Here is a 26,124-nt window from a genome sequence, read left to right on the forward strand (position 1 = left end):
GGGGCAGGCGTCGGCGAAGACGACCCCGGACGAGGTGGACCAGTACCCGGAAAGCGACAAGACTGGCCCGAAAGGGATCGCCATGTCATGGCTCGTTCTTGTTCTCTCCGGAATCCTCGAGGCCGTCTGGGCCACGGCCCTGGGGCGGTCGGAGGGGCTGTCCAAGCTCTGGCCGAGCGTCGTCTTCCTCGTGGCCCTGGCCGCGTCCATGGGTGGTCTCGGCTGGGCGATGCGCGAGATCCCGACCGGCACCGCGTACGCGGTATGGGTGGGTATCGGCGCATCCCTGACGGTGGCCTGGTCGATGCTCTCCGGGGAGACCGAGATCTCGTGGATGAGAATTCTGCTGATCCTGGGGCTCGTCGGCTGCATTGTCGGGCTAAAACTGATCGATTCGTCCGCGGAATGATCAGCGCGCCGCCGCAACATTGCGTTCTGCGAAGTAACTCTAATATGCTATCGACATGGCAAAGAAGATCATTCACCAGCTCGTCGACGATATCGACGGTTCCGAGATCGCGGCCGGCGACGGCACCAGCGTTCACTTCTCCCTCGACGGCGTCGCCTACGAGATCGACCTGACGAACGAGCACGCCGCTGAGCTGCGCGCCGCGTTCTCCCCCTACGTCGAGGCCGGCCGCCGGACCGGCTCGGTGTCCTCCGCACGGAGCGCGTCGACCACGCGCTCCGGTGGACGTTCGCCCGGCCGCAGCCCCGAGGCAGCGAAGATCCGCGCCTGGGCCGCCGAGAACGACATTCCGCTGTCGTCGCGTGGCCGCATCCCCGAGCCGGTCATCGCCCAGTACCGCGCCGCACACTGACACCCCTGCACCGCGAGAGCGCCCCGGACTCTGGTCCGGGGCGCTCTCGCGTTCGCGGCGACGGATGTCTCGTCAGAGCGATACGTGCGGAGGACCACCGCGCCCCGCTCGACAGCACAACGATGGACCACCAGGCCGCCCCGCGTGGGGCCGGGCCGGTGGCACGGTCTCGCTGGCGGACAGACAGCACAGTGGTGCCCCTGGAGGGACTCGAACCCCCAACCCTCTCCTTAGGACGGAGCTGCTCTTCCATTGAGCTACAGAGGCAGGCCCGTCCAGTTTAGAGGAACCTGCCGCCCTCACGCCGCGTACGCCAGATAGGGTTCCCACCGCGGGTCACGAGAATCGACCCCGCGCATCGCCCACCCGGTGCTGCGCGGCGGCGCGGGACGGAACAGCAGGCGCCACCCCATCTCCTGCGGCGTGCGGTCGCTCTTGACGTTGTTGCAGCGCAGGCAGCACGCCACCAGGTTCTCCCAGGAGTCGACGCCCCCGCGCGAGCGGGGCAGGATGTGGTCGATCGTGCTCGCCGACGCCGCACAGTATCCGCAGCGGTTGCCGTCCCGTCGCAGCACCCCGCGCCGGGTGACCGGCGTGCGCCGGGCCAGCGGCACCCGCACATACCGGCTCAGCACGATCACCGCGGGACGCTCGTAGCTGCCGCACACGGCGTGGACGGGCTCTCCTTCGACGGTCTCGATCACGGCTGCCTTGTCGTTGATCACCAACATCAGGGCGCGTTTGAACGACACCACCGCGAGCGGCTCGTAACCGGCGTTCAGGACCAGCGTGCGCATTCATGCTCCTCTCGTTCCGCCAGAACGGCTTCCTGGCGCTCACGACGATGTCGCGCGCAGAGCGAGGGAAGAACGAGAAAAGGCGCCGTCTCTCAGCAGAGACAGCGCCTTCCGGCCGAGGCAGCACCGTGGTGCGCCTGGAGGCAATGCCGCCAGAGCCCGCGTCCGTGCACATCCGTGGTTCGGATGTCGAACATGGGCTCCATCGGCTCTCTCCCGTCTCTGTGACGACAACGGGAACAGAGTAGCGCACGCCTCCGACGTTCCGGCGAACATCGGAGGAACGACGCGCGTCGTGTCAGCGCGGGAAGCTCAGCCCGCGTTGGCGTTGAGCCAGTTGAGCGGGTCGACGATGCTGCCGTTGATGTACACCTCGAAATGCAGGTGCGCACCGTAGGAGTTTCCGGTGTTGCCCACGAGACCGATCTGCTGACCAGCGGTGACGGACTGGCCTGCCTCGACGAAACGGCATCCGTAGCACATGTGCGCATACGTGATGCTCACATGCTGGCCGTTGATGACCGAGTCCACGACGACCGCGTTGCCGTAGCCGCCGTAGCTGTCCTGGCCGACGGTGACGGTGCCGCTGGCGATCGCGAAGATCGGGGTGCCCTCGCTCGCGACGAGATCCTGCCCCTGGTGGCCACGCCCTGCCCCCAGGCCCTCGCCCACGTAATAGCTGCCGCCGGCGAGCGGCCAGCGGACCTCACCGGACCCCGGAGCCACCAGGCTCAGATCAACGGATGAAAGAGAGAAGCTGCCGCTGCTGCTGGCCGATGCGGCCTGCTGCTCGGCGAGCTGGCGGGCGCGCTCAGCGGCGGCCTCCTCCGCCTTCTTCTTCTCGATCTCCTCGAGGCTGGTGGCTGTGTACGTGCCGCGATCGATCGGAGCGGCCGTCGCCTCTGAGGCCACGACGAGAGACTGCGCGTCTTCGAAAGCGAGCTGCTGCAGCGTCGTGGGGGTGTCCCCGCCGGACGCGAAGGCCGCAGGAAGCACGGTCGAGCTGAGCGCGGGCAGCGCGATGGCCGCGACAAGAGCACCGACGGCGCCGAGGATCGTCACAGAGCGCACGGCCTTGACCATCCGCCGCGGGGCGGGCGAGCCGGACACCGGGATCGCCGAGGGGCGGTCCAGAGCGCTCTGTTCGGTTGCTTCGGGCTTTTCGACGTCAGATGCCAAGATTCTCCTCCGGCCTCGACGCTCGGGTGCGCCTGACTCGTCCGCACTCATGTCGATCATGCTGCGTAGACCCTGCGGAGGTGACGAGTCAGTCGAGGCGTTCTTCGCAGGTGCCGCTGTCGGGTGTCTTTCGGCGACCGGACCGACGTTACCGGAAGATAACGATCCTGTCACCTCCGAGCGCCTGGGAAACGCCTCCACGCGGCTCCTGCTCCTTCGCCTGCCCGCGGGCAGGTCAGGCGCCCTCGGCGACCAGGAAGATATGCGACGCAAGCTCGACGGGCAGTTCCAGCCCCTCGGTCTTGCCGTCCATCTGGATCAGCACGTAGCCCTCGTTGAAGCGGAACTCCCCGGATGCTCCCGGGACGACACCGGCCTCGCGCAGCTGCGCGAGCAGCTCAGGGTCGACCTGCGCCGGCTCCGCGAGGCGGCGCACCGTGCCCTGCACCGGGGCAGCGGCCTTGTTCATCTTCTCGACAAGTCCCACGACCCCCTCGTCGAACGTCCGCGCTGGCACATCACCGAGGAGGTCAAGGCCCGGGATCGGGTTGCCGTAGGGCGATTCCGTCGGGTGGCCAAGCAGCTCCACGAGACGGCGCTCGACCTGCTCGCTCATCACGTGCTCCCAGCGGCACGCCTCTTCGTGCACAAAGGCCCAGTCCAGACCGATCACGTCGGAGAGCAGGCGCTCGGCGAGCCGGTGCTTGCGCATCACGTCGACGGCCTTGCGGCGCCCGGGCTCGGTGAGCTCGAGGCGGCGATCTTCGGAGACGATGACCAGCCCATCGCGCTCCATGCGGCCCACGGTCTGCGACACGGTGGGGCCGGAATGACCAAGGCGCTCCGAGATGCGCGCGCGCAGCGGCACGATGTTCTCCTCCTCCAGTTCGAGGATGGTGCGGAGGTACATCTCGGTGGTATCGATCAGGTCAGTCATCGCAGCCCCTTGCGCGCCGTGTCATCAGGTATGCCGTGTCATCAGGTATTAGGCAAGCCTACATTCCGCGGAGGGCATCCGCTCCCCTTCGCGCGCGCAAGGCGCGGGTTTTCGCTCCCCTAGAATCGGGCGCATGGTGCTCGAAATCCCCCGCGAACTGCTTCCGTCCGACGGCCGCTTCGGCTGCGGCCCCTCCCTGGTGCGCCCGGCGCAGATCGACGCGCTGGCGGCGGCCGGTCGGTCGCTCCTCGGAACCTCACACCGGCAGGCACCCGTCAAGGGGCTCGTGCGCAGCGTGCGCGAGCGTCTCGCCGATCTGTTCCGGCTCCCCGACGGCTACGAGATCGTCCTGGGCAACGGCGGATCGACGGCCTTCTGGGATGCGGCCGCGTTCGGGCTGATCGACAAGCGCAGCCAGAACCTCGTCTTCGGCGAGTTCGGCGGCAAGTTCGCCGCCGCAGCGCGCGCGCCCTGGCTCGAGGCGCCGGACGTGCGCACCGCGGAGCCGGGGACCCGTGCCCAGGCCGAGGTCGTGGACGGCGTGGACGTCTACGCCTGGCCGCACAATGAGACCTCGACCGGGGTGGCCGTGCCGGTGCAGCGCATCGCCGCCGACGGCGCCCTCACCGTGATCGACGCCACGAGCGCGGCCGGGGGCATCGACGTCGACGCGTCACAGTTCGACGTCTACTATTTCGCCCCGCAGAAGAACCTGGGATCTGACGGCGGCCTGTGGCTCGCCGCGATGTCCCCCGCCGCGATCGAGCGGATCGAGCGGATCGCGGCATCAGACCGTTACATCCCCGACTTCCTCAGCCTGAAGAACGCGGTGGACAACTCCCGGCTCGATCAGACGCTCAACACCCCCGCTCTGGCGACGCTGCACCTCCTCGACTCGCAGCTCGAGTGGATCGGCGAGAACGGCGGGCTCGGGTGGGCCGCAGCGCGCACCGCTGAGTCGTCGCAGGCGCTGTACGCATGGGCGGAGGCTTCCGAGGTCGCAACGCCCTTCGTCGCCGATCCGGCCGACCGTTCACCGGTCGTGGTGACGATCGACTTCGACGACCGCATCGACGCCGCCGCGATCGCCAAGACGCTGCGCGCGAACGGCATCGTCGACACCGAGCCCTACCGGAAGCTCGGCCGCAACCAGCTGCGCGTCGCCACCTTCGTCTCGATCGAGCCGGACGACGTGCGTGCTCTCATCGGCGCCATCGACTACGTGCTGGAGAACCTCGGCTGACCCAGGACCAACAGGTGAGGCCCCGTGCATGCACGGGGCCTCACCTGTCTCGGCGACCGCATCGGATCGGGCGAGCGCCGGAACGGGCGGTCAGTTCTCGCCGGCCGGGCCGACCTCTTCTTCTGCGTTCCGCTCGTCGGCGTCGTCCTGGCCGTCGTCGCCCGCCGCGCTCTCGTCGAGGGCATCGATGTCCACCCCGTCGATGTCGAGATCCGCGCCGTCCAGCGTGTCGAGAATGTCGGCGTCACCGAGCTCGTCGTCGTCGTCGTCGTCGAGGTCATCCTCGTCGTCGAGGTCATCCTCGTCGTCGTCAGTCTCGTCGTCGGATTCCTCCGAGCCGGCTTCGGCTGCGGCCTGTGCGAGATGTGCGCGGTACTCCGCGAGTCGCTCGGCCCACGGCACCCAATCCGGGGCCAGCAGGGCGCCATCGCCCGGGAGCAGCTCGACCTCGAGCACGGTGGGCTCTGCGTCGTCCACTCGGGCGACCGTCACCGTCCAGTACCAGCCCGGGTAGCCAGGGAGGCGGTTCTCGAACCGCAGCGAGACGGGCCCGTCGTCCTCGACGACGTATCCGGCCGGTGGCCCGATCGTCGCCGGCGGGGTGATCTCGTGCAGCGCGGCGAGCGCGAGATCGCGCGCCTCCAGCAGGCGGGCGTCCGGCTCGGCGGCCGCAGCGGGCACCGGGAGCGTCTGGTCCTCAGGCGTCGATGTCATCGGCGACCTTGCGGAGGACTGCGGCGATCTTGCGGCTGTGGCCGGAGGACGGGTATCGGCCGCGCCGGAAGTCAGCGCCGACGCCGTCGAGGAGCTTGACGAGGTCTTCGATGATGACCGCCATATCGTCTGCGGGCTTGCGCTTGGCCTTCACCAGGCTGGGCGGCGCCTCCAGTACGCGCACGGAGAGCGCCTGCGGGCCGCGGCGGCCGTCAGCCACCCCGAACTCGACGCGGGTGCCCTGTTTGACCTCCGCCCCCGCGGGCAGGGCGGAGGCGTGCAGGAAGACGTCCTGGCCTTCATCGCTGGTGATGAAGCCGAACCCCTTCTCGTCGTCGTAGAACCTGACCTTGCCGGTGGGCATGGAACAACCTCGCTGATTGAACTCGCAGTGGGACCAGCACAGTGCGGATGCTGGATTCCGGGAGGAAGATCCCGGCCTTCCAGCCTACCGTGTCGGCGCAGCCGGTAGTCTGGTGCGGATGAGCACGCAGCCCTCCTCGGCAGAGGTCCCGATCCGACGCATCGATCGTCTGCTCGCGTACGCCTCTGTGGGCATCATCGTGGTGTCGGTGGCCTGCTTCTTCACGATCATCATCAGCTCGGCGGCCGGCATGCAGCACACCGACTTCCAGCGGGGAGCGTGGCCGCTGGTCGCCGCCGTCCCCCTGTGGGGCCTGCCGATCGGTCTGCTGCTGATGATCACGCTGCTCGTGACGAGCTTCGTGCGGAGAGGGCGCGCCGCGCGCTCCTGAGGATCAGGACCGCCGCCCGAGCATGAGCACCCACGCCCGCCCGCTGGCCGAGTGGCTGGCCGCTCAGAGCGACGAAACGCTCGATCGCCTTTTCCTCGCGCGAGAGGTACGGCCGGACCCCGGCTGGTCGGACTTCTTCGATGCCGCCGAGGCCCTGCTCTCCCCGCCGTCGATCGATCGGGCGCTGCAGCAGCTGCCCCGCGACGAGATCGCCGCCCTGCTCGCGGCGGCCGAGCGCCGGCCTGCGGACCTCTCCGTCGGCGCCCTGCCTGCCCTCGTGCGCAGCGGGCTGGTCGCCGCCGACGGCGCCCTCTACCCCGAGGTGCGCGACGCGGCGCTCTCCCGCGCCTCCCTTCCGACGGCCCCGCGCGACGCGGCTCCGCTGACCGCCTCCGCCGAGCAGAGCGCCAGGGCGGCGGAACGGGCCGCCGCCGTCGTCGGCGCCGTGGCCGAGCTGGTCCTGCTCGCCGGCCAGGGGCCGCTCGCTCTGCTCACCGACGGCTCGCCCGCTGCCGTGGAACGCCGTCGAGCGCAAGAGCTCGGCATCGTCGTCGACGGCGCGGACCTCGACGACGTCCTCGCGTTCGCCCTCGACGCAGCCCTCCTGGCGGTGCGGGGGCGCAGCGCCGTCCCCGCACCGGCGGCGCAGACGTGGCTGCCCCTGCCCCGCGGAGCGCGCTGGGCGGCGCTGGTGACGGGCTTCGGCGCTGCGCTCCCCCCGGCGCTGCGCACGGACGCGGGCGGATGGCTTCCGCTCGAACTCTGGCCCTATCGCTACCCGTGGCACCCCGAGTGGCCGGATCGCGCTGCGTCCCTCGTCCGTCGGGCTCAGCTTCTCGGGCTCGCCGAGGGTGACGCCGAGCCGGAGTGGGCTGCCGCGGCGCGGGGCGGAAGCACTCCCGTCTCGGCGGGCCTCGAAGCCCTGCTCGGCCCGGAGGTCGACCGCATCTTCCTCCAGAACGACCTCACCGCCATCGCCCCCGGTCCGCTCTTGCCCGCCCTCGACCTGCGGCTGCGGCGTCTGTCTGAGCGGGAGCCGGGTGCGACGGCCTCGTCCTACCGGTTCGGCGAGCGCTCGATCGCCCTCGCCATCAGCAGCGGCGAGACAGCGGAGTCGATTCTCGGTTTCCTCTCCGCGGTCTCGCTCACCGGCATCCCCCAGGCCCTCCGCTATCTGGTGACCGAGGCCGCCCAGCGCCACGGCCTGCTTCACGTGGCGCCGGATCCGAGCGGAGGATCGCGGATCGAGAGCGCCGACGCGACGCTTCTCGCCACGATCGAGGTGGATCAGGCCCTGCGCATGCTACGGCTGGATCGTGACGGCACGCATCTGGTGACGCCGATCGATCCGGTCACGGTTCAGCAGGCACTCTCCGATGCGCGATACCCGGTGCCGGCTCCGCCGCCGACCACCGCACCCCGCACCGAGGCCGCATCCGCCTCTGTGGAGCCTGCCGATCACTCCGTGCTCATCGCCCGGCTCCGTGGCAACCAGGGGGCCGACGCGGATGCCGCCTGGCTGGTGCGCCAGCTCGACGCCGCCGTGCGGGCGCGCGCCACCCTGGTCGTCGAGGTCGGAATGCCCGACGGATCGGCACGCGAACTCACGCTCGAGGCGAACGGTCTCGGTGGGGGCCGCCTGCGCGGCCTCGACCGCGCCGCCGACGTGGAACGCACCCTGCCGCTGAGCAGCATTCGCTCGGTCCGCACGGCGTGACCCCGCCCGAAAACAGGCAAACAACACCAAAACAGGCCGCCTCCCTCGCCATCGGCCTGTCCTCGTGATGATTGCCTGTTTTCGCGCGGGCCCGCGAACGCTGCGCATCCGCTGGCCGCGTAGACTGGAACGCCTATGTCCGATGGCCCCCTGATCGTCCAGAGCGACCGCACCGTGCTCCTCGAGGTCGCCCACCCCGATGCGGAGAGCGCGCGCCACGAGCTGGCCGTCTTCGCAGAGCTGGAACGGGCGCCCGAGCACATCCACACCTACCGCATCACCCGCCTGGGACTGTGGAACGCACGCGCCGCCGGTCACGAGGCCGACGAGATGCTCGCCGTCCTGGACCGTTGGTCGCGTTTTCCGGTACCGCCGTCGGTGTCCACCGATATCCGCGAGACGGTGAACCGCTACGGACGCCTGGTGATCGAGCGGGCCGACGAGCGCCTGCTGCTGCGCTCAGACGACCCGGCGGTGCTCACCCAGGTCGCCGGCAACAAGCGCATCAAGCCGCTGCTGCTCGGCCACCCCTCTCCCGACGCCTATGAGATCGACGCCTGGGCGCGCGGCCAGATCAAGCAGGAGCTGCTGAAGATCGGGTGGCCCGCAGCGGACCGCGCCGGGTACACGCCGGGCACACCGCACCCGATCGCGCTCGCCGAGAGCGGCTGGGAGATGCGGCCGTATCAGCGCGATGCGGTCGACGCCTTCGCCGCAGACGGGTCGGGCGTCGTGGTGCTGCCCTGCGGCGCCGGCAAGACGATCGTCGGAGCCGGGGCGATGGCGGCGACCGGTACCACCACGCTCATCCTCGTGACCAACACCGTCAGCGCGCGTCAGTGGCGCGATGAGCTGCTGCGCCGCACCTCCCTCACCGCGGAGGAGATCGGTGAGTACTCCGGGCAGGTGAAGGAGGTCAAGCCGGTCACGATCGCGACTTATCAGATCCTCACCGCCAAGCGCGGCGGCGCCTACGCGCATCTGTCGCTCCTCGACGAGATGGACTGGGGTCTGATCGTCTACGACGAGGTGCATCTGCTCCCCGCGCCGGTGTTCAAGCTGACCGCCGACCTGCAGGCCCGCCGCCGGATCGGGCTCACCGCGACTCTGGTGCGCGAGGACGGCCGCGAGGGCGACGTCTTCAGCCTGATCGGCCCCAAGCGCTTCGACGCCCCCTGGAAGCAGATCGAAGCGCAGGGGTTCATCTCCCCGGCCGCCTGCTATGAGGTGCGGATCGATCTGCCCCATCACGACCGGATGGAGTACGCCGCGGCGACGGATGAGGACCGGTATCGCCTCGCGGCTTCCGCGCCGGCGAAGATCGATGCGGTGCGCGCGCTCATCGCCCGTCACCCCGGCGAGCGCATCCTCGTGATCGGCCAGTATCTCGACCAGCTCGACGCGCTCTCCGATGCTCTGAACGCGCCGCAGATCACCGGGGCGACCCCGGTCGACGAGCGCGCCGAGCTGTTCCGGCAGTTCCGCGAGGGCGAGATCTCGCTGCTCGTGGTGTCCAAGGTGGCGAACTTCTCGATCGATCTGCCCGAGGCCTCCGTCGCGATCCAGGTGTCCGGGTCGTTCGGCTCGCGTCAGGAGGAGGCCCAGCGCCTCGGGCGGCTGCTGCGACCGAAGCAGTCCGGCCACACCGCGAGCTTCTACACGCTGATCGCGCGCGACACCGTCGACCAGGACTTCGCGCAGAACCGTCAGCGTTTCCTCGCCGAGCAGGGCTACAGCTACACGATCGTCGACGCCGCCGACCTCATCACGGCCTGAGCCCCCCCGGAACCGGTGCTCTCCGGGGCACCGGGCCCGCGCCGCCATCGCCTCCGGCAAGGATCGATATCGGGCGCCGTGCGGTTCGCGGAGGGCGGATACGCACGCGGCGCGCGGAATCATCAGCCAGAACCGGGAAAGCATCACGATAATGGGGGCATGACTGATGCACGCATCCTGGTCGTCGACGACGAGCCGAACATCCGCGACCTGCTCTCGACAGGGCTCGGCTTCGCCGGATTTCAGGTGAAGACCGTCGCCAACGGCGCCGCGACCATCTCCGCCGTGCTCGAGGAGGAGCCCGACCTCATCATCCTCGACGTGATGCTGCCGGACATGAACGGATTCAGCGTCACCAAGCGACTGCGCGGCGCGGGCTTCACGGCTCCCATCCTCTTCCTCACCGCCAAGGACGACACCGAGGACAAGATCGAGGGCCTCAACGCCGGCGGAGACGACTACGTCACCAAGCCCTTCAGCCTCGATGAGATCGTCGCGCGCGTCCAGGCCATCCTCCGCCGGACGATGCAGGCCGACGAGGAGTCGATGATCCGTGCGGGCGAGCTGTCGATGGACCAGGACACCCATGACGTGTTCGTCGGGCAGACGCCCATCGAGCTGAGCCCCACGGAGTTCAAGCTGCTGCGCTACCTGATGCTCAACCCGAACCGCGTGCTCAGCAAGGCTCAGATCCTCGATCACGTGTGGGAGTACGACTTCAACGGCGACGCGGGCATCGTCGAGAGCTACATCTCGTACCTGCGCCGCAAGATCGACCCGCACACCGAGGAGTCGATGATCCAGACGAAGCGCGGCTTCGGGTACATGCTGAAGGTCGGCAAGTAGCCGCACGACGGGCTCCCCGGAAGGGATCCTGGATCGGCACGAGACACGGAGGGAGACCGCATGTCGCGCCAGCCGGATGCGGTCACCCGCTGGTGGCGTCGCATCAGCCTGCGCGCGAAGGTCACCGGCGTCACCGTCGCTGTCCTCGCGCTGGGGCTGGTGGTCACCGGGATCGGGACGATGCCGATCCTGCGCAGCGCGCTGATCAGCAATGTTGACGCCCAGCTTCCGGAGCTGGCCCGCAGCGACGTGTCCAACCGGTACTTCGTGTTCACGCCAGACGGCCGCGGCGGCATCGAGCTCGAGCAGCGCGCCGACGCGCCGCGGCGCACCGACTACTTCTTCGCGGTCTACAGCGCCGACGGGGAGCTTCTCGGCAGCGGCGGGGGGACGGCGGACGCCGTGCACCCGGCCTTCCCGGAGAGCTATCCCCTCACGGCAGCCACGATCGATCAGAGCCGCCCTGACCCGCTCCCCCTGATCGGGGAGGACGGCACCGAGTTCCACGCCGCTGTGGCGGTGCGTCCGGCCCCTGGCCTCGGCACCACGTACACGCAGATGGTGGCGCTGCCCCTCGCAGAGGTCGACAGCATCGTCGCCACCTATTTCGGTGTCTTCACCACCGTCGCGCTCATCACGATCCTGATCGCCGCCTTCCTCGTCCGAGGCCTGGTGACCCTCACCTTCCGGCGTCTCGGCCAGGTGGAAGGCACGGCGATGGCGATCGCCGCCGGCGATTTCAGTCAGCGTCTCACCGACCTCGAGCCGACCACCGAGGTGGGCCGGCTCAACGCCGCGATCAATACGGTGCTCGATCGCGCAGACGCGTCGCTCGCCCAGCGAGACCGATCGGTGCAGCGCATGCGGCGTTTCATCGGAGACGCAAGTCACGAGCTGCGCACTCCCCTGGTGAGCGTACGCGGATACGCCGAGCTGTATCGCATGGGCGCGATCAAGAGCGAAGACGACGTCGCCCGCGCCATGGAGCGCATCGAGAAGGAGGCGGTGCGCATGGGCGCGCTCGTCGAGGATCTTCTCGCGCTGACCCGCCTCGATGAGCGTCGCCCGGTGGAGATCGAGCCGCTCGACCTGCGCCTGCTCTCTCACGATGCCGCCCTCGACGTTCAGGTGGCGGAGCCCGGACGCGCGATCCGGGTCGTCGACACCACCCATGACGCCGCCCCGACCGACGCCGAGCCCGCGACGCCCGCATCGATACCGGCGCTGCCGTCACCCGCGCGCGCACGGACGCGCGCGTTGAACCTGCTCCGCCGTCGACCGCGCGCGGTAGCCGCGGCGGCCGACAGCGCACTCGGAACCGATGAGGTGCCGACGATCGACTTCTCCGCTCCGGCGGTGCCACGTGTGGCGACGCCGCCGATCGTGCTCGGCGCGGAGAACCAGGTGCGTCAGGTGATCGCGAACCTCCTGGGCAACGCCCGGCGGTTCTCGCCCGCCGACAGTCCCATCGACATCGTCGTCGGGGTCGATCGGCGGCGTGCGGTGGGCTGGTTCGCCATCGCTGACCACGGCATCGGGGTGCCGCCGCAGATCCGCGAGCAGATCTTCCAGCGTTTCTGGCGCGCTGACAGCTCGCGTACGCGCGACACGGGCGGATCTGGCCTCGGGCTCGCGATCGTCGCATCGATCGTCCAGGGCCTGAACGGTTCTGTCGAGGTCACAGACACCCCCGGCGGCGGTGCGACCTTCACCGTGTACCTGCCGCTGGCACCGGCCCGCTCGACGCCGGAACACCTGCTCGCCGATACCCAGCCGCTGACCGACGCCGATCTCGCAGAACTGCGCCGTCAGCTGCCGACCGACATCTGAGCGGTCGGCGCCGCGAGCACGGCTTCGCGACCCATCACGGTGGTCCACACCGCATTCCGATGACCGGTTGTCCACCGGACCCGGCGCACCGCCGCACACTCGCCGACCATCCGCCTAGCGTCGGACCAACCCCGCATCCGCGGGCCGGACGAGAGGAACCTGATGGCCGTTTATACCGTCGACACCGATGAGCTCGCCAGCACCGGCGGGGCCGCCCGCAGCATCGGCGAGAACGTGCGCAGCGAGCTCGCCGCGATGCTCGCCCAGCTGGGGCGCCTCGAGGCGACCTGGACAGGCAGCGCCTCGATCGCGTTCCAGAGCGCGGTGCAGCAGTGGCGCGGCGCTCAGACCCAGGTCGAGATCGCGTTCGACGCCCTCATCGCTGCGCTCGACAGCGCCGGCGCACAATACGCCGATGCGGAACGCTACTCCGCGTCGCTGTTCCGCTGAGAGGGCAGAGGCTCCCGGAAACGAGCGCCCGCGTTCGGGCCGGGCTTCGCCCGGCCCGAACGCCAGAAGGCCCCCGGCAGCTGCCGGGGGCCTTCTGAAACAGGGAGCTGGACTCAGAAGTCCATGCCGCCGGTCGGGTCGGCCGGGACGGCCGAGGCCTTCTCCGGCTTGTCCGCGACGACCGCCTCGGTGGTGAGGAACAGGCCGGCGATCGACGCAGCGTTCTGCAGCGCCGAGCGGGTGACCTTCGCCGGGTCGATGATGCCCGCGGCGAACATGTCGCCGTACTCACCGGTGGCGGCGTTCAGGCCCTGGCCCGCGGGGAGCTCAGAGACCTTGTTCGCGACGACACCCGGCTCGAGACCGGCGTTCGCGGCGATCTGCTTCAGCGGAGCCTCGATGGCGACCTTGACGATGTTCGCACCGGTCGCCTCGTCGCCCTCGAGCTGCAGGGTCGCGAGAACGTCCTTGCCGGCCTGGATGAGCGCGACGCCACCACCGGGGACGATGCCCTCCTCGACGGCAGCCTTCGCGTTGCGGACGGCGTCCTCGATGCGGTGCTTGCGCTCCTTGAGCTCGACCTCGGTAGCCGCGCCCGCCTTGATGACGGCGACGCCGCCGGCGAGCTTGGCGAGGCGCTCCTGGAGCTTCTCGCGGTCGTAGTCGCTGTCGGTGTTGTCGATCTCGCGACGGATCTGGGTCACACGCCCCTCGAGCTGCTCGGGGTCGCCCGCGCCCTCGATGATGGTGGTCTCGTCCTTGGTGATGATGACCTTGCGTGCGCGGCCCAGGAGGTCGAGGGTGGTGTTCTCGAGCTTGAGACCGACCTCCTCGGTGATGACCTGTCCGCCGGTGAGGATCGCGATGTCCTGCAGCATGGCCTTGCGACGGTCGCCGAAGCCGGGGGCCTTGACGGCAGCCGACTTGAAGATGCCGCGGATCTTGTTCAGCACCAGGGTCGCCAGCGCCTCGCCGTCGACGTCCTCGGCGATGATGACGAGCTCCTTGCCCTCCTGGATCACCTTGTCGACGATCGGCAGGAGGTCCTTGATGTTGGAGATCTTGGAGTTGGCGATGAGGATGTAAGGCTCCTCGAAGACCGCCTCCTGACGCTCGACGTCGGTGACGAAGTAGGGGTTGATGAAGCCCTTGTCGAAGCGCATGCCCTCGGTGAGCTCGAGCTCGGTGCCGAAGGTCTGCGACTCCTCGACGGTGACGACGCCCTCCTTGCCCACCTTGTCGATGGCCTCGGCGATGAGCTCGCCGATCGAGGGGTCGGCGGCAGAGATCGACGCGGTGGCGGCGATCTCATCCTTGGTCTCGATCTCCTTGGCGTTGTCCAGCAGCGAGGCGGTGATCGCGGCGACCGCCTTCTCGATGCCCTTCTTCAGGGAGATCGGGTCGGCGCCGGCGGCGACGTTACGCAGGCCCTCGCGGACCAGTGCCTGAGCGAGCACCGTCGCGGTCGTGGTGCCGTCACCCGCGACGTCGTCGGTCTTCTTGGCGACCTCCTTGACCAGCTCAGCGCCGATCTTCTCGTACGGGTCGTCGAGCTCGATCTCCTTGGCGATGGAGACGCCGTCGTTGGTGATGGTGGGGGCGCCCCACTTCTTCTCGAGCACGACGTTGCGACCGCGCGGGCCGAGCGTCACCTTGACGGCGTCGGCCAGCGTGTTCAGGCCACGCTCAAGGCCGCGACGGGCCTCCTCGTCGAAAGCGATGATCTTTGCCATGGGTTCTGTCGTCCCTCCTGGACGTAGACGTTGGTCTTTAGCACTCCGACTATGCGAGTGCTAATGCCCATTCTGGCACTCGCCCCAGGAGAGTGCAAGCCGCGTTCAGGAGCCGGCTGAACCGATCCGGTCGAGCCCGATCACGACGGTCAACGGGGCCACTCCGGCGTCATCGGCCTGGGCGTAGACGTCGCTCTGCTCGACCCGCGCACCGCCGATCGCCTCGGCGAGCCCGAGGGCGGCGCCGCGGTCTCCCTCCGTGACGTAGTACACGGTCGTGGTCGCGAAGTCCTGGCTCCCGGCGTCGCTCAGCAGGACGGAAGCGTCATCCCAGCCGGCGTCGAGGAGGGCGGAACGCACGGTCGTTGCCATCGACTCGTCCGGCGTGGCGTTGAGCACCAGCACGGAGTACGAGGTGTCCACAGCCGCCTCCGTCTGAGACGTCCCCGCGGCCGGCCCGAACAGGTTGTCGTCGATCGAGAACCTGTCCATCGCCAGCATCGTGGCGAAGACCCCGCATGCCACGAGGATCAGGGCGGCAACGGCCGACCACAGCAGCACGACCCAGCCGTTCATCCCGGGATTCTCTGCGCGGTGCGCCCCCACACGCCCGTGCGTGCGGGGGGTGTCGTCGAAGCGGTCGCGCACGGGATGAGCCATCCCCCGATCGTACCGGTGGCCCCTGCCGCCGTGCCTGCGGGGCACTCACTCCTCGCCGGAGGCGCCCTCGTCCGCCGCGCGGGCAGCGCTGGCCCCCATCCGCTGGTCCCGCTCGCGGGTGCGGGCCTCGCGCAGGCGCCTCAGGCGCCCGATCAGCAGCGGATCGCGACCGAGGGCCGCCGGCGAGTCGATGAGGCGGTCGAGGAGCTGGTAATAGCGCGCCGGCGCCACCCCGAGTCGCGCGCGCACGGCCTCCTCTTTTGCGCCGCTGTGTCCGGGCCACCGCGCCTCGAAGTCGAGGATCGCCGTGTCGCGCTCCGACAGCTCCTCCGTCATGGCATCGAGGCTACCCGTCCCCGCCGACATCGCGCCGGCGCAGCATCAGCGGCGCAGGGCTCAGCGGCGCGCGCGTCGGCGCCAGGGGAACGCCACCAGCACCGACGCCGCCCCCACCGCCACCATCGCCACCAGGCGCCACAGCTCGGGCCCCGCCGGTGCGGGGAACAGCACGTCGATCACGAGCGCGGTCGCCAGCTGCCCGAAGACAGATCCGAGCGCGAGCAGGAGCACGCCGGTGCGCGCCACGAGGAACGCGGCGAAGAAGATATAGGTCGCTCCGAGCGGACCGCCGAGGTAGAGCCACGGATCAGCCGGGAGGCCGGACGGCGCCCCGCGGAACAGCATCGACACACCGAGAGCGGCCAGCAGCACGAGAGTGCCGACCGCGAAGCTCACCACGGTGGCCGCCAGCGGGGACTCCACCCGCTGCGCGAGCCGCCCGTTCGCGGCCTGCTGCCAGGCGATGCCCACCCCCGTGAGGAAGGGCAGCACCAGCATCCAGAGGGGGGTCCGTGCCAGCGTGTCGCCGACGAGCGACACGCCAACCGCGGCGAGCGCGAGCAGGCCACCCGCCACGCGCCCCATCGTCACCGGCACGACGCCCGCCGGCCCGAACCCGATCCGGTCCAGCACCAGCCCGTGCAGCGTCTGGCCCGCCACGACCCCGACGGTGAAGACCGCGACTCCCAGGGTCGCCGCCGTCACGCCCTGCGTGATGACGGTGAGCGATCCGCACGCACCGCCCAGCAGCATCCAGAACGGGATGCGACCCGCGCGCATCCCCGCCCCCACGCGTGCGAGCCCGGCGCGCCCCGCACGGCCCAGCAGCGCGACGACGAGGACGAGGACGAACCCGACCGCGAAGGAGATCAGCCCGGCGAGCACGCCGTCGTCGAGACGCACCCCGAGGCTTCCGTTGACGCGGGCCTGCACCGCGGTCATCGCCCCGACGAGGATCGTGCCGCCGAGGGCGACACCGGTTCCCATGCGCCGTTCGGACGACGGCGAGGCTGGGGAGGTCACCGGGAGACCCTATCGCGCCCGACTGGCAAGGACCTGCGTTCGGGTCTCGGAGGGTCCGCGTACCCGGCGAGCGCGCGAGAATGGAGCCAGCACGGCGCTCCGCGCCGGAAGACCCAGGAGGAGACATGTCCTACAGCGTGAGCAAGACAGACGAGGAGTGGCGCGCACAGCTCGGTCCCAGCGAGTATGCGGTGCTCCGCCAGGCCGCCACGGAACCGGCCTTCACCGGACCGCTGCTCGATGAGCATCGTGCCGGTCTCTACACCTGCGGCGCGTGCGGCGCCGAGCTGTTCCAGAGCGGCACGAAGTTCGAGTCCGGCTGCGGCTGGCCGAGCTTCTACGAGTCGATCCGCCCCGACGCGGTAGAGCTCATCGAGGACAACAGCCACGGCATGGTCCGCACCGAGGTGCGATGCGCGGCCTGCGGCTCGCACCTGGGACATGTCTTCCCCGACGGCTTCGGAACGCCCACCGGCGACCGCTACTGCATGAACTCCGTCGCGCTGACGTTCCAGCCAGAGCAGGACGGCGCGTGAGCGCGCTCGAGGCCGTCCGCGACCGTCGCTCCTGGTCGAAGGTCGGCGACGAGGCCCCCTCGCACGGCGAGCTCGCCCAGCTCGTCACGGCCGCAGCGCGGGTGGCAGACCACTCCGCCCTGCGGCCGTGGCGGCTGATCGAGCTGCGCGGCGATGACCGCCGCGTGCTCGGAAAGGCGCTCGCGAAGGCCGAAGGGAAGAAGGGCGTGAACTCCAAGCCGATGCGGGCGCCCCTGCTGATCGCTGTGGTGTTCCGACAGAAGAAGAGCAAGGTTCCCGCCTGGGAGCAGGAGGCGGTGGCCTCCGGGGTCGCGCACACGCTGAGCCTGCTGCTCGACGAGGCAGGCTGGGGCGTGTTCTGGCGCACCGGCGACCTCACGCGCAAGAAGGCCGTCGCGAAGGCGCACGGACTGCGCAAGGGCGAACAGCTGATGGGCTGGCTGTACGTCGGCGACAAGCCGTCGCGCGACCGGCTTCCCCGCCGCAAGACGATCGACCCGGAGGACTTTCTCAGCCGGATGCCACGCTGAGAGGCGGATGCCGCTCTCGGAAGGAAGGCCCGCGCGCCAGGCGGACAGGGCGACCAGAGACGGTCAAGGCCCCGGAGTGATCTCCGGGGCCTTGACCGTCTGAGCCGACGACGGGACTCGAACCCGTAACCACCTGTTTACAAGACAGGTGCGCTACCAATTGCGCCACGTCGGCGAACCGCGGAATTCCGCGGGCTGGAGGGATCGGCGCGGAGCCGGTGAGACCGACCCCGCAGGAGCCCCGCACGTTCACGACCTCTGAACGCGCACCATCGAGTCTAGAGCGTCTGCCGCCGCGCCGCCTCCCGCTGTCGTCGACATATCGGTACGCATGGCGACGTGCGCATCTGCACGGCCCGCGCGCTCCGCGACGTGGCGGGGCGCGTCCGGCGTGAGCCGGGGCCGCGACGACGGTGGTTCCGAAGCGCTGGAAGGCGTTGTCGCCCGGCCCCGGTGACAGGCTAGAACGCGCGGAGACGGTCACGCAGCCGCGGCCGGCTGCCGTCGGCGACACTGTCGCGCACCAGTCCGCGCCGCCGTAGCTCGGGGATGAGCCCGTCGACGACCTCGATCACGTACTTGCGGTTGATGCGCATGCCGGGCGCGTGGATGAGGAAGCCGTCTCCTCCGACCTCGCGGTGGATGTGCTCGAGGCGATCCGCCACGGTCGTCGGCGATCCGATGAGGTCGCCCTTGCGCCGCCCGCTGTCGCCGAGGATCAGTTCGCGCAGGGTCTTGCCCTCGCCGCCCGTGAGCATGGCCCGCAGCGTCCCCTGTTCACCGTTGGTCATGAGATCGGCCGGCAGGGGCTGATCGAGATCGAACCGCGAGAAGTCGATGTCGGTGACGTCTGCGATCCCGACGAGCGTGCGCTCCAGGAACTCGGGGTCGGCGATGCGAGCCTCGGCACGCTCCTGCGCGTGGGCATCGGTGTCGCCGAGCGTCGGCGACACGAGGAAGAGCACCTTGATGTCATCGGGACGACGCCCGAGCTCCGCGGCTCGCGCGCGGATGTCGTCGCGGTACGCCCGCATGTCCGCGACGGTCGAGGCCGGCGACACCACGACGTCCGCGTATTTCGCCGCGAGCGCGCGTCCCCCGGGAGAGCCGCCGGCCTGCGACACGACGGGGCGGCGCTGCGGCGACGGCGGGGTGTTCAGCGGGCCGCGCGATGCGTAGAAGCGCCCCTGGAAGTCGATGTCGTGCACCTTCGCACCGTCGGCGTAGGTGCGGGTCGCACGGTCGCGCACGACCGCGTCCTCGTCCCACGATTCCCAGAGCTGCTGCACGAGGTCGACGTACTCGTCGGCCTTCTCATAGCGCAGGTCGTGCTCGGGCATGCGGTCATAGCCGTAGTTCTGCGCTGCGCGATCCTCCCCCGACGTCACCACGTTCCAGCCGACGCGGCCGCGGGTGAGGTGGTCGAGTGTCGCGGTGAGGCGCGCGAGCAGGTACGGCGGGTAGAACGTGGTCGAGAGCGTCGCGATGATGCCGAGCCGCTCCGTCGCCTGCGCGAGGAGCGGCACGAGCGGTGCGGGGTCGAGCTTGGGCGCGTGATACGCGTGCTTCAACTCCGCGACGAACGAGCCGCCATAGGTGTCTGCCACCATCGACTTGTCCTCGAGCAGCATGAAGTCGAAGTCGGCGCGGTCGAGCTGCCGGGCGACATCGATGAGCGTCTCTCCTGACCAGTCCCGGCCGCCGTCACCCCACTGCCCATCCCAGTCGTCGACGGTGAAGTTGAGGAACCACCCGAGGTGGAAGCGCGAGTCGGTCATGATGCTCCTGTCGGCTGAGCGGATACGGTCGAGGGGGCAGTGGGTGCGGGATGGGGCCCGGAGGCCGGCGTGCCGGGGGCCGCGCGACCGCCGGCGCTGCGCCGCTCCAGGCGCGCAACGAGCCGGATCAGCGGCAGCGTGATGATCGCGTAGACGGCGCCGGCGATGACGAGCACCCGCAGGTACTCGAAGGTGATGGCTCCGATGTCGTACGCCCGGCTCAGCAGTTCCGGCAGCCCGAGCGCGAAGGCGAGAGACGTGGCCTGGAACATCTGGATGCAGAATCCGAGCAGCGGGGCGAGCGAGATGCGGACCGCCTGCGGCAGCACGACGGCGATGAACGTCGCCGGTCGGGAGAGCCCGAGCGCCCGGGCGGCTTCGCGCTGGCTGGCGGGCACGGCGAGCAGGCTCGCGCGCAGGATCTCGCTGCTGTACGCCGCCGTCGTGAAGGAGAGGCCGATCCATGCGGCAAGCCGCGCATCGAGCACGATGTGCACGCTCGGCAGCCCGTAGTAGACCAGCAGCAGCACGATGAGCACGGGGGCACCGCGCCCGAGCTCGACGACGGCGATGGTGGGCCAGGTGATCCAGCGCGATCGACGCGTCGCGAGCAATGCGAGCAGCAGTCCGACGAGCACGCCGACCACCGTGCTCACGCCCGCGAGCTGCAGCGAGAGCCCGAGGCCCGGCAACAGGTGCCGCAGGGTGTCCGCGAGACCGTCGGTGATCATGCGCGCACCGGCTTGCGCAGCGCGTGCTCAGCGGATCGGCCGATGATCGCGATCGGAATGCTGAGCACGAGGTAGCAGACGACGGCGACGAGGTACGCGTCGAGGCCGGCCCCCGCCGTGCGATTCGCCTGCGTCGTGAAGTAGGCGATCTCGGTGACGCCGATCACCGAAGGGATCGACGAGTCCTTCAGCAGCGTCAGTGCGAACGTCGTGGCCGAGGGCAGCGCGACGGGGACCGCCTGCGGCGCGATCACGAAGCGGAACCGGTCGACCACAGAGAGCCCCAGGCCGCGCGCGGCATCGCCCTGCCCCACCGGCACGGCGGCGAGCGCCGTGCGGAACACCTCCGAGAGGTATGCCGCGGCGACGATTCCGAGCACGAGCACGGCGGCGGGGAGCGGGGCGAAGTGGAATGTGCCGACGGAGACGCCGAAGTACAGGATGAAGAGCCAGACCAGGATCGGCACGCTCCGCACGAGGTCCACGACGATGCGCACCGGCATGCGCAGCACCGCCCGCTGCGACGCGAGCGCGAGCGAGCCGGGCACCGCGAGCGCCGCGCCGAATGCGAACGCCGCGACGGAGATGAGGATCGTGAGCGGGATGCCCGTCGCGATGCTCGTGATGATCTCGGCCAGGGTCACTGCTCGCGCACGACCTTCAGAAACTGCCGGGTGCGCTCGTGCTGCGGGTCGGAGAAGAGCTGCGCCGGCGGAGCGTGCTCGATGACCTGACCGTCGGCCATGACGAGCACATCGCGGGCGACCTGCTCGGCGAAGCGCATCTCGTGGGTGGCGACGAGCATGGTGATGCCGGTGCCGACGAGCCGGCGCAGCACCTGCAGCACTTCGGCCCGCAGCTCGGGGTCGAGCGCGGACGTCGGCTCGTCGAGCAGGAGCACACGGGGTTCCAGGGCGAGAGCCCTGGCGATGGCCACCCGCTGCTGCTGACCACCCGAGAGCTGCGCGGGGCGGTACCCGGCCCGGTCGGCGAGGCCGACCTGGGCGAGGCCGGAGAAGGCACGCGCGGCCGCCTCGGCGCGGGAGAGCTTGCGCACCCGGCGCAGCGCGAGCGCCACGTTCTCCTGCGCGGTGAGGTGCGGAAACAGGTTGAACGCCTGGAACACCATGCCGACGTCGGAGTGCAACGCCTGCTCGGCGGCGTGCGACAGCCTCGTCCCGGCGGCGTACGCGGTGCCCGCGATCGTGACCGTACCCTGATCGGGCGATTCAAGCCGGTTCAGGCAGCGCAGCATGGTGCTCTTGCCAGAACCGCTCGGACCGATCACCGCGGTCACGGAGCCGGCGGGCACGTCGAAGCTCACGCCGGAGAAGACGAGGTGATCGCCGAACGATTTGGCGAGGCCGCGCACGGCGATGAACGGCTCCGGCTGCGCTGCGGGCGGCGGCAGTGCGGTCATCGCAGGGCTCCGCTCAGCTCGGCGACGACGTCGAACAACACCCGAGCGCCGTTCGCCGACCATTCCGGGGTGATGTTCTCAGCCTCGGCATGGCTGATGCCATCGACGCAGGGGATGAAGATCATGGCGGTGGGAACGTGCGGAGCGAGCTGCATCGCGTCGTGACCGGCTCCCGACACCAGCTCCGTGCCGGTCAGGCCCTGGCCGGCGATGGCACGCCGGATCACCTCGAGCACATCGCGGTCGAACGCCACGGCGGGTTGCACGAGGACGGTTTCGACGGCGATGGTCGTGCCGTTCTCCGTGCCGACTCGGCGGGCGGCGTCCCGGATCCGCTGCTCTGCGCGATCCAGGACCGCCGCGTCGGGGTGCCGCAGGTCGACCGCCAGACGGGTCTGCCCGGGGATGACATTGCGGGAGTTCGGCACGACGGAGAGCTCGCCGACGGTGGGCCGGATGTCGGGATGGACGGTCGACCCGAGCTGCGCGACGACCTCGACCAGGCGCGCACCCGCCACGAGCGCATCGTGGCGACGATCGATCGGCGTGGTGCCCGCGTGTCCGCTCGCGCCGGTCACGGTGACGTCGAGCCACCGGATCGCCTGAACACCCGTGACAAGGCCGATATCGGTGCCCGTCGCCTCGAGATGCGGACCCTGCTCGATGTGGATCTCGACCGACGCATGCAGCGCGCCGATGGCGGGGCGGTCATGCGTCGTCGCAGCGGGGGCATCAATGCGCCCGAGGGCCTCTGCGACCGAGATGCGGTCCGCATCGGTGCGCGCGAGCGCATCGTCCAGCGCGAGGGCGCCGGTGAAGACAGCCGACCCCATCATGCTCGGGCTGAAACGCGCACCCTCCTCGTTGGCCCAGTTGACGAGCACGATCGTGCGCCCGTGCACGACACCGTGGTCGTCGAGCGAGCGGAGCACCTCCAGCCCGGCCAGCACACCGTACACGCCGTCGAAGCGGCCGCCCAGCGGCTGACTGTCGAGGTGCGAGCCGATCAGCACCGGCGCAAGGTCGGGCTGAGACCCCGGCTTCACCACGAACTGGTTCCCGATCTCGTCGCCCTGCACGGCCCAGCCGGCCGCGACGGCGGTCTCCCGGAGCCACCCGCGTACCGCGCCGTCGGCTGCTCCCAGGGCGAGCCGGTGCAGCCCACCACGGCTGGTGCCGCCGAAGGCCGAAGTCTCCATGAGCGTCTCCCAGAGGCGCGCCGGGTCGATGCCGGGCGCGGCGTCCTGGACCTCTCCCCCGGTCCTCCGTGGCGAGCCGCTCATTACTCTCTCCGATGCTCGTGGTTGGCGATCCGCCGATCATAGGAAGAGCGTGGTGGAAACGATCTCGACAGGTGTTCAAAGACCGTTCCCGTTGGGTCACGGCCTGTCACAGTCGGTAACCTGAGGACCTTTTCGACACTTGTCTAAGGGGCGAACGGACGCGGAGGGCGACAGTGGTGTTCCGCAGCCAACCGCATGCCCCTGGGAGACATCATGAACCGCCGCTCGCTCTGGTCCCTTGCCGCGGTCGCGGCCCTCACCGTCGGCCTCACCGCCTGCGCCTCGTCCACGCCTGATCCGTCAGCGACAGCCTCCGACGGCGCTGCCGGCACCGCGGGGTCGTTCCCGACCATCACCGACGGGGTCCTCACGGTGGGCGTCCCCAACTTCCCGCCGTTCGTCGGTATCGACGCCGGGGAGCTGACCGGACCGGATGGCGAGATCATCACCGCGCTGGCCGAGGCGTACAACCTCGAGGTGCGGGCAGAATCGTACGAATTCTCCGCCCTCATCCCCGCGATCCAGCAGGGGCGCATCGACGTTGCGATCGGCTCGATCTTCCGGACCGCCGAGCGCGCGGAGGTGGTCGACTTCTCCGACCCGCTCTACATCGAGCCGGGCGGCGTCATCTCGAAGGACGGCATCGACGCCGTGGACGACTTTGCGACCCTCAGGGTCGGAACGATCCAGGGATACAACTGGGTCCAGGACGTCCAGCAGGTGCTCGGCGACAACAAGCTCACCCTCTACCCCTCGTCTGCCGAGCTGCAGCAGGACCTCACGGCCGGCCGCATCGACGTCGGAATCGACAGCTACGGCACCGCCCTGTACCTCTATGAGGACAGCGGTTTTCGGGTTGCACGGCTGGCCGCAGACGATCGCATCGCTGCCGCGACAGAGCCGGGACAGACGGCTGTTCTGGTGTCGAAGGCCAACCCGGAGCTCACGGCGGCGCTGAACGCGGGGATCGCCGACCTGCATGAGAACGGCCTCATCGCCGCCGCTCTTGAGCGCGCGGGCCTCGACCCGAACGCGGCGGACACCGGCGCACCCCGCATCCTGTGACCGAGGCAGCCGTGCGGCCCAGAATCGCGGTCCTCCTCCCCTCGAGCGACACGGGTGTCGAGATCGAGCTGCCGCGCTTCACGGGCGGGGCAGCATCCCTGCACGTCGCGCGGATGCCTCTGGCCGCTGTCACTGCGGCTGATCTGCTGGCACTCGAATCGGCAGCGCTCGAGCAAGCGGCGAGCCTGCGGCAGATCAGTCCAGCGCTCGGCCTCTTCGCCTGCACCAGCGGCACCTTCCTGCGCGGCGCCGCATTCGAGAGCGGCTTCGTCGCAGACCTCGAGGGGATCCTGGGCGCGCCGGTCATCACCGCGGCGCAGGCGATGGCGCTGGCACTCGCGGCGCGCGGATCCCGGGTGCGCCTCATCGCGACGTACTCGGACAAGATCGTCGCAGCGGAAGCCGACTATCTCCGCGGGCAGGGACTGGAGGTGGTCGCCGCCAGAGGCCTGGGAATCGTGGACGATGAGAAGACAGCGGCGGTCGCCCCGGAGCACCTGCTGGAGGAGTCGGCGCGCTTCTCCGGCGACGGAGCAGACGTGATCATGCTCAGCTGCACCAATCTCCGCACCTTCGACGCGATCCCGCGCATCGAGGCCGCGCTCGGTATCCCCGCCGTCAGCTCGAACTCCGCGCTGGCCGAGGCAGCGCTCCGCGCGATGACGACGCCGGACGCACGTCGGGCGCCGCTGTTCCGCATCACCGGCTGATGACGATGCGCGCGTCGATGCGGGGATTCCGGCCACGAGGGCCGCCGGCAGAACGACGACCGCTCAGATCAGCCCCTCGATCTGCGCCGCTGTCAGACCCAGGTGAAGCGCGACCCGGTGATCGCCCCGTTCCAGGTCGAAGCCGGTATGGTCCTCGATGCGCGCGATCCGGTAGTACAGCGTGCCGCGGTGCACCCCGAGCTCCGACGCGGTCCGCCCGGCGTTCCCTCCCGCGTCGAGAAATGCCTTCGCGGTACGCGCGATCGTGCGGCCCCGTTCGGCCTCGAGCAGGCTCCGCAGGGACCGCGGCACCTCCAGACGTCTGATCGGTGCGATACGGCCGAGCTCGACGAGCAGTTCGTACGCAGGCATGTCGTCGGCGAACATCACGGTTGCGGCGTTGGTCGCCACAGCATCGGCGACCGCATGGACCGCCTCGATCTGATCACGCACCTCATGGGAGGTGAAGAGCACCGGCGAGACGAACACCCGGATACGTCCGATCGTCTCGGCGTCGGCGCTCACGGCGTGCGCCGCGCCGACGACCTCGTGTTCCAGCGCACGCCGGCTCAGGGCCTCGGCCGCGCCGCCCGCGACGAGCACCTCGCGCCCGGCGTCATCACGCGCAACCGACCATCGCAGCGCAGCGGCCGCTGTGCGGAGTCGCTGCAGCACGCGATCGACCGCCGAGAACCCGACGACCCCATCGGGATCGATGATCGGCGGGGTCCGGACTCCGATCGCGAACACCCGGAAAGACCGACACGATGCCAGCAGATGGTCCAGCGGAGCCCGGTGCGCCGCCGCGGCGTGTCCGGTGCCCCCGAGAACCCGCGGAAGCTCGGCGGCAGCCGCATGCTGCAGCCGGAGCCAGTCGCCGTCGGCAACGGCACGATCGCCGTCGATGGCCCAGAGATGACCGACCAGCTCTCCCCGGTGATCGCGGACAGGAAGGTGCACGCGACCGAGCTCGAGACCGGGGAAAGGAGCGATGCGCTGAGGAGCACGGCCGATGAAGATCCCCGCATGGTCGGAGAGCCGACGGCGCACATCGTCGGTGACTGAGCGGCCGAGCAGCAGGGCGAGCCGGCTCCCGTCGAGCGGTCCGGCATGCGGCATCGATGTGAGGGGCCGCATGTCCGCCGTGTTGAGCGCGATCGGCACGTCGACGAGCGCACTGAGACCGGCGAGTGCCGTGATGAGGCTCGGGGGGACGCTCGCCGAACTCATGCTGCGATGATAGGACCATCC

The 26,124-nt window shown here is 69.9% G+C and carries 28 protein-coding genes, 2 tRNA genes and 1 riboswitch; of the genes, 13 read left to right on the forward strand and 17 right to left on the reverse strand.

From position 1 onward, the window contains the following. The first annotated feature begins 4 nt into the window (after positions 1-4). Positions 5-71: riboswitch (guanidine-III (ykkC-III) riboswitch) on the forward strand. Positions 72-82: 11 nt separating this feature from the next. Beyond that, positions 83-409, forward strand: coding sequence for a DMT family transporter (locus tag AC3RXY_RS01165; protein ID WP_491509044.1), 327 nt, complete (start codon positions 83-85; stop codon positions 407-409). Between the two features lie 55 nt (positions 410-464). Further along, positions 465-821 carry a histone-like nucleoid-structuring protein Lsr2 gene (locus AC3RXY_RS01170; RefSeq protein WP_491509045.1) on the forward strand — a complete coding sequence of 119 codons (357 nt, stop codon included), beginning with the start codon at positions 465-467 and terminating at the stop codon, positions 819-821. 192 nt (positions 822-1,013) lie between these two features. Here the strand turns inward: AC3RXY_RS01170 and AC3RXY_RS01175 are convergent. From AC3RXY_RS01175 to AC3RXY_RS01190, 4 genes are all read right to left on the reverse strand, one after another. Beyond that, positions 1,014-1,088, reverse strand: a tRNA-Arg gene (locus tag AC3RXY_RS01175). Positions 1,089-1,120: 32 nt separating this feature from the next. Beyond that, a complete protein-coding gene (locus AC3RXY_RS01180; protein ID WP_491509046.1) occupies positions 1,121-1,618 on the reverse strand; it encodes an HNH endonuclease in 498 nt (165 codons plus the stop codon). A 312-nt stretch (positions 1,619-1,930) separates the two neighbouring features. Then, the gene (locus AC3RXY_RS01185; protein ID WP_491509047.1) at positions 1,931-2,797 is read right to left on the reverse strand and encodes a M23 family metallopeptidase; all 867 of its coding nucleotides are present in this window, start codon (positions 2,795-2,797) and stop codon (positions 1,931-1,933) included. A 235-nt stretch (positions 2,798-3,032) separates the two neighbouring features. After that, a complete protein-coding gene (locus AC3RXY_RS01190; protein WP_491509048.1) occupies positions 3,033-3,734 on the reverse strand; it encodes an iron-dependent transcriptional repressor DtxR in 702 nt (233 codons plus the stop codon). A gap of 133 nt (positions 3,735-3,867) precedes the next feature. On the opposite strand from AC3RXY_RS01190, the gene serC reads away from it, so the two are divergent. After that, complete coding sequence (serC, locus tag AC3RXY_RS01195; RefSeq protein ID WP_491509049.1) at positions 3,868-4,977, forward strand: phosphoserine transaminase; 1,110 nt, start codon at positions 3,868-3,870, stop codon at positions 4,975-4,977. A gap of 90 nt (positions 4,978-5,067) precedes the next feature. On the opposite strand, the gene AC3RXY_RS01200 is transcribed toward serC, so the two are convergent. Together AC3RXY_RS01200 and AC3RXY_RS01205 are read right to left on the reverse strand one after the other, a co-directional pair. Then, the gene (locus tag AC3RXY_RS01200; RefSeq protein WP_491509050.1) at positions 5,068-5,691 is read right to left on the reverse strand and encodes a DUF3027 domain-containing protein; all 624 of its coding nucleotides are present in this window, start codon (positions 5,689-5,691) and stop codon (positions 5,068-5,070) included. Then, entirely contained in the window at positions 5,675-6,055 is a 381-nt protein-coding gene (locus tag AC3RXY_RS01205) for a cold-shock protein (RefSeq protein ID WP_491509051.1), read from the reverse strand. The genes AC3RXY_RS01200 and AC3RXY_RS01205 overlap by 17 nt, the downstream gene beginning before the upstream one ends. Positions 6,056-6,173: 118 nt before the next feature. Between AC3RXY_RS01205 and AC3RXY_RS01210 the strand changes: the two genes are divergently transcribed. The 6 genes from AC3RXY_RS01210 to AC3RXY_RS01235 all read left to right on the forward strand — a co-directional run bounded on the left by AC3RXY_RS01210 (position 6,174) and on the right by AC3RXY_RS01235 (position 13,065). Further along, the gene (locus AC3RXY_RS01210) at positions 6,174-6,446 is read left to right on the forward strand and encodes a multidrug ABC transporter ATPase (RefSeq protein WP_491509052.1); all 273 of its coding nucleotides are present in this window, start codon (positions 6,174-6,176) and stop codon (positions 6,444-6,446) included. Positions 6,447-6,468: 22 nt separating this feature from the next. After that, positions 6,469-8,163 carry a helicase-associated domain-containing protein gene (locus AC3RXY_RS01215; protein ID WP_491509053.1) on the forward strand — a complete coding sequence of 565 codons (1,695 nt, stop codon included), beginning with the start codon at positions 6,469-6,471 and terminating at the stop codon, positions 8,161-8,163. 135 nt (positions 8,164-8,298) lie between these two features. Then, positions 8,299-9,939: a DNA repair helicase XPB gene (locus tag AC3RXY_RS01220; protein ID WP_491509054.1), complete on the forward strand. Its 1,641-nt coding sequence runs from the start codon at positions 8,299-8,301 to the stop codon at positions 9,937-9,939. Positions 9,940-10,098: 159 nt separating this feature from the next. Next, positions 10,099-10,785, forward strand: coding sequence for a response regulator transcription factor (locus AC3RXY_RS01225; RefSeq protein WP_491509055.1), 687 nt, complete (start codon positions 10,099-10,101; stop codon positions 10,783-10,785). Positions 10,786-10,845: 60 nt separating this feature from the next. Next, positions 10,846-12,615, forward strand: coding sequence for a sensor histidine kinase (locus AC3RXY_RS01230; RefSeq protein ID WP_491509056.1), 1,770 nt, complete (start codon positions 10,846-10,848; stop codon positions 12,613-12,615). Positions 12,616-12,777: 162 nt separating this feature from the next. Further along, a complete protein-coding gene (locus AC3RXY_RS01235; RefSeq protein ID WP_491509057.1) occupies positions 12,778-13,065 on the forward strand; it encodes a WXG100 family type VII secretion target in 288 nt (95 codons plus the stop codon). 113 nt (positions 13,066-13,178) lie between these two features. Here AC3RXY_RS01235 and groL read toward each other — a convergent pair whose 3' ends face one another. The 4 genes from groL to AC3RXY_RS01255 all read right to left on the reverse strand — a co-directional run bounded on the left by groL (position 13,179) and on the right by AC3RXY_RS01255 (position 16,820). Then, a complete protein-coding gene (groL, locus tag AC3RXY_RS01240) occupies positions 13,179-14,798 on the reverse strand; it encodes a chaperonin GroEL (protein ID WP_491509058.1) in 1,620 nt (539 codons plus the stop codon). A gap of 105 nt (positions 14,799-14,903) precedes the next feature. Next, entirely contained in the window at positions 14,904-15,458 is a 555-nt protein-coding gene (locus tag AC3RXY_RS01245; protein ID WP_491509059.1) for a LytR C-terminal domain-containing protein, read from the reverse strand. A 45-nt stretch (positions 15,459-15,503) separates the two neighbouring features. Next, positions 15,504-15,794: a DUF3263 domain-containing protein gene (locus tag AC3RXY_RS01250; RefSeq protein ID WP_491509060.1), complete on the reverse strand. Its 291-nt coding sequence runs from the start codon at positions 15,792-15,794 to the stop codon at positions 15,504-15,506. A 60-nt stretch (positions 15,795-15,854) separates the two neighbouring features. Further along, the gene (locus AC3RXY_RS01255; protein ID WP_491509061.1) at positions 15,855-16,820 is read right to left on the reverse strand and encodes a DMT family transporter; all 966 of its coding nucleotides are present in this window, start codon (positions 16,818-16,820) and stop codon (positions 15,855-15,857) included. Between the two features lie 125 nt (positions 16,821-16,945). Between AC3RXY_RS01255 and msrB the strand changes: the two genes are divergently transcribed. Then, entirely contained in the window at positions 16,946-17,356 is a 411-nt protein-coding gene (msrB, locus tag AC3RXY_RS01260; protein ID WP_491509062.1) for a peptide-methionine (R)-S-oxide reductase MsrB, read from the forward strand. Beyond that, on the forward strand, positions 17,353-17,886 hold the full coding sequence (locus AC3RXY_RS01265; RefSeq protein WP_491509063.1) for a nitroreductase family protein: 534 nt from the start codon (positions 17,353-17,355) through the stop codon (positions 17,884-17,886). Before msrB ends, AC3RXY_RS01265 begins: the two co-directional genes overlap by 4 nt. 102 nt (positions 17,887-17,988) lie before the next feature. Here the strand turns inward: AC3RXY_RS01265 and AC3RXY_RS01270 are convergent. From AC3RXY_RS01270 to AC3RXY_RS01295, 6 genes are all read right to left on the reverse strand, one after another. Continuing rightward, positions 17,989-18,061: transfer RNA gene (locus AC3RXY_RS01270), tRNA-Thr, on the reverse strand. Positions 18,062-18,347: 286 nt separating this feature from the next. After that, complete coding sequence (locus AC3RXY_RS01275; protein ID WP_491509064.1) at positions 18,348-19,664, reverse strand: NtaA/DmoA family FMN-dependent monooxygenase; 1,317 nt, start codon at positions 19,662-19,664, stop codon at positions 18,348-18,350. Then, positions 19,661-20,395, reverse strand: a complete 735-nt coding sequence (locus AC3RXY_RS01280; protein ID WP_491509065.1) for an amino acid ABC transporter permease — start codon at positions 20,393-20,395, stop codon at positions 19,661-19,663. The genes AC3RXY_RS01275 and AC3RXY_RS01280 overlap by 4 nt, the downstream gene beginning before the upstream one ends. Then, positions 20,392-21,039 carry an amino acid ABC transporter permease gene (locus AC3RXY_RS01285; protein WP_491509066.1) on the reverse strand — a complete coding sequence of 216 codons (648 nt, stop codon included), beginning with the start codon at positions 21,037-21,039 and terminating at the stop codon, positions 20,392-20,394. The genes AC3RXY_RS01280 and AC3RXY_RS01285 overlap by 4 nt, the downstream gene beginning before the upstream one ends. Continuing rightward, positions 21,036-21,815, reverse strand: coding sequence for an amino acid ABC transporter ATP-binding protein (locus tag AC3RXY_RS01290; RefSeq protein ID WP_491509067.1), 780 nt, complete (start codon positions 21,813-21,815; stop codon positions 21,036-21,038). Before AC3RXY_RS01290 ends, AC3RXY_RS01285 begins: the two co-directional genes overlap by 4 nt. Beyond that, positions 21,812-23,098 (reverse strand): Zn-dependent hydrolase, encoded by a 1,287-nt coding sequence (locus tag AC3RXY_RS01295; RefSeq protein WP_491509068.1) that lies wholly within the window; start codon positions 23,096-23,098, stop codon positions 21,812-21,814. The genes AC3RXY_RS01290 and AC3RXY_RS01295 overlap by 4 nt, the downstream gene beginning before the upstream one ends. 213 nt (positions 23,099-23,311) lie before the next feature. Here AC3RXY_RS01295 and AC3RXY_RS01300 point away from each other — a divergent pair, with 213 nt between their 5' ends. Beyond that, positions 23,312-24,163, forward strand: a complete 852-nt coding sequence (locus AC3RXY_RS01300; protein ID WP_491509069.1) for an ABC transporter substrate-binding protein — start codon at positions 23,312-23,314, stop codon at positions 24,161-24,163. Continuing rightward, a complete protein-coding gene (locus tag AC3RXY_RS01305) occupies positions 24,160-24,873 on the forward strand; it encodes a maleate cis-trans isomerase family protein (RefSeq protein WP_491509070.1) in 714 nt (237 codons plus the stop codon). Before AC3RXY_RS01300 ends, AC3RXY_RS01305 begins: the two co-directional genes overlap by 4 nt. 63 nt (positions 24,874-24,936) lie before the next feature. On the opposite strand, the gene AC3RXY_RS01310 is transcribed toward AC3RXY_RS01305, so the two are convergent. Beyond that, on the reverse strand, positions 24,937-26,103 hold the full coding sequence (locus AC3RXY_RS01310; RefSeq protein WP_491509071.1) for a helix-turn-helix domain-containing protein: 1,167 nt from the start codon (positions 26,101-26,103) through the stop codon (positions 24,937-24,939). Positions 26,104-26,124 lie beyond the last annotated feature (21 nt).

Source organism: Microbacterium longlingense (assembly GCF_058349825.2).

What these genes read in the sequence shown, in the direction of transcription:
- AC3RXY_RS01230 (WP_491509056.1), top strand. Translation starts at nt 10,846, where the DNA reads ATGTCGCGCCAGCCGGATGCGGTCACCCGCTGGTGGCGTCGCATCAGC.
- AC3RXY_RS01220 (WP_491509054.1), top strand. Translation starts at nt 8,299, where the DNA reads ATGTCCGATGGCCCCCTGATCGTCCAGAGCGACCGCACCGTGCTCCTC.
- AC3RXY_RS01280 (WP_491509065.1), bottom strand. Translation starts at nt 20,395, where the DNA reads ATGATCACCGACGGTCTCGCGGACACCCTGCGGCACCTGTTGCCGGGC.
- AC3RXY_RS01310 (WP_491509071.1), bottom strand. Translation starts at nt 26,103, where the DNA reads ATGAGTTCGGCGAGCGTCCCCCCGAGCCTCATCACGGCACTCGCCGGT.
- AC3RXY_RS01210 (WP_491509052.1), top strand. Translation starts at nt 6,174, where the DNA reads ATGAGCACGCAGCCCTCCTCGGCAGAGGTCCCGATCCGACGCATCGAT.
- groL (WP_491509058.1), bottom strand. Translation starts at nt 14,798, where the DNA reads ATGGCAAAGATCATCGCTTTCGACGAGGAGGCCCGTCGCGGCCTTGAG.
- msrB (WP_491509062.1), top strand. Translation starts at nt 16,946, where the DNA reads ATGTCCTACAGCGTGAGCAAGACAGACGAGGAGTGGCGCGCACAGCTC.
- AC3RXY_RS01245 (WP_491509059.1), bottom strand. Translation starts at nt 15,458, where the DNA reads ATGGCTCATCCCGTGCGCGACCGCTTCGACGACACCCCCCGCACGCAC.
- AC3RXY_RS01200 (WP_491509050.1), bottom strand. Translation starts at nt 5,691, where the DNA reads ATGACATCGACGCCTGAGGACCAGACGCTCCCGGTGCCCGCTGCGGCC.
- AC3RXY_RS01295 (WP_491509068.1), bottom strand. Translation starts at nt 23,098, where the DNA reads ATGAGCGGCTCGCCACGGAGGACCGGGGGAGAGGTCCAGGACGCCGCG.
- AC3RXY_RS01215 (WP_491509053.1), top strand. Translation starts at nt 6,469, where the DNA reads ATGAGCACCCACGCCCGCCCGCTGGCCGAGTGGCTGGCCGCTCAGAGC.
- AC3RXY_RS01165 (WP_491509044.1), top strand. Translation starts at nt 83, where the DNA reads ATGTCATGGCTCGTTCTTGTTCTCTCCGGAATCCTCGAGGCCGTCTGG.
- AC3RXY_RS01290 (WP_491509067.1), bottom strand. Translation starts at nt 21,815, where the DNA reads ATGACCGCACTGCCGCCGCCCGCAGCGCAGCCGGAGCCGTTCATCGCC.
- AC3RXY_RS01180 (WP_491509046.1), bottom strand. Translation starts at nt 1,618, where the DNA reads ATGCGCACGCTGGTCCTGAACGCCGGTTACGAGCCGCTCGCGGTGGTG.
- serC (WP_491509049.1), top strand. Translation starts at nt 3,868, where the DNA reads ATGGTGCTCGAAATCCCCCGCGAACTGCTTCCGTCCGACGGCCGCTTC.
- AC3RXY_RS01190 (WP_491509048.1), bottom strand. Translation starts at nt 3,734, where the DNA reads ATGACTGACCTGATCGATACCACCGAGATGTACCTCCGCACCATCCTC.
- AC3RXY_RS01275 (WP_491509064.1), bottom strand. Translation starts at nt 19,664, where the DNA reads ATGACCGACTCGCGCTTCCACCTCGGGTGGTTCCTCAACTTCACCGTC.
- AC3RXY_RS01170 (WP_491509045.1), top strand. Translation starts at nt 465, where the DNA reads ATGGCAAAGAAGATCATTCACCAGCTCGTCGACGATATCGACGGTTCC.
- AC3RXY_RS01205 (WP_491509051.1), bottom strand. Translation starts at nt 6,055, where the DNA reads ATGCCCACCGGCAAGGTCAGGTTCTACGACGACGAGAAGGGGTTCGGC.
- AC3RXY_RS01300 (WP_491509069.1), top strand. Translation starts at nt 23,312, where the DNA reads ATGAACCGCCGCTCGCTCTGGTCCCTTGCCGCGGTCGCGGCCCTCACC.
- AC3RXY_RS01225 (WP_491509055.1), top strand. Translation starts at nt 10,099, where the DNA reads ATGACTGATGCACGCATCCTGGTCGTCGACGACGAGCCGAACATCCGC.
- AC3RXY_RS01250 (WP_491509060.1), bottom strand. Translation starts at nt 15,794, where the DNA reads ATGACGGAGGAGCTGTCGGAGCGCGACACGGCGATCCTCGACTTCGAG.
- AC3RXY_RS01235 (WP_491509057.1), top strand. Translation starts at nt 12,778, where the DNA reads ATGGCCGTTTATACCGTCGACACCGATGAGCTCGCCAGCACCGGCGGG.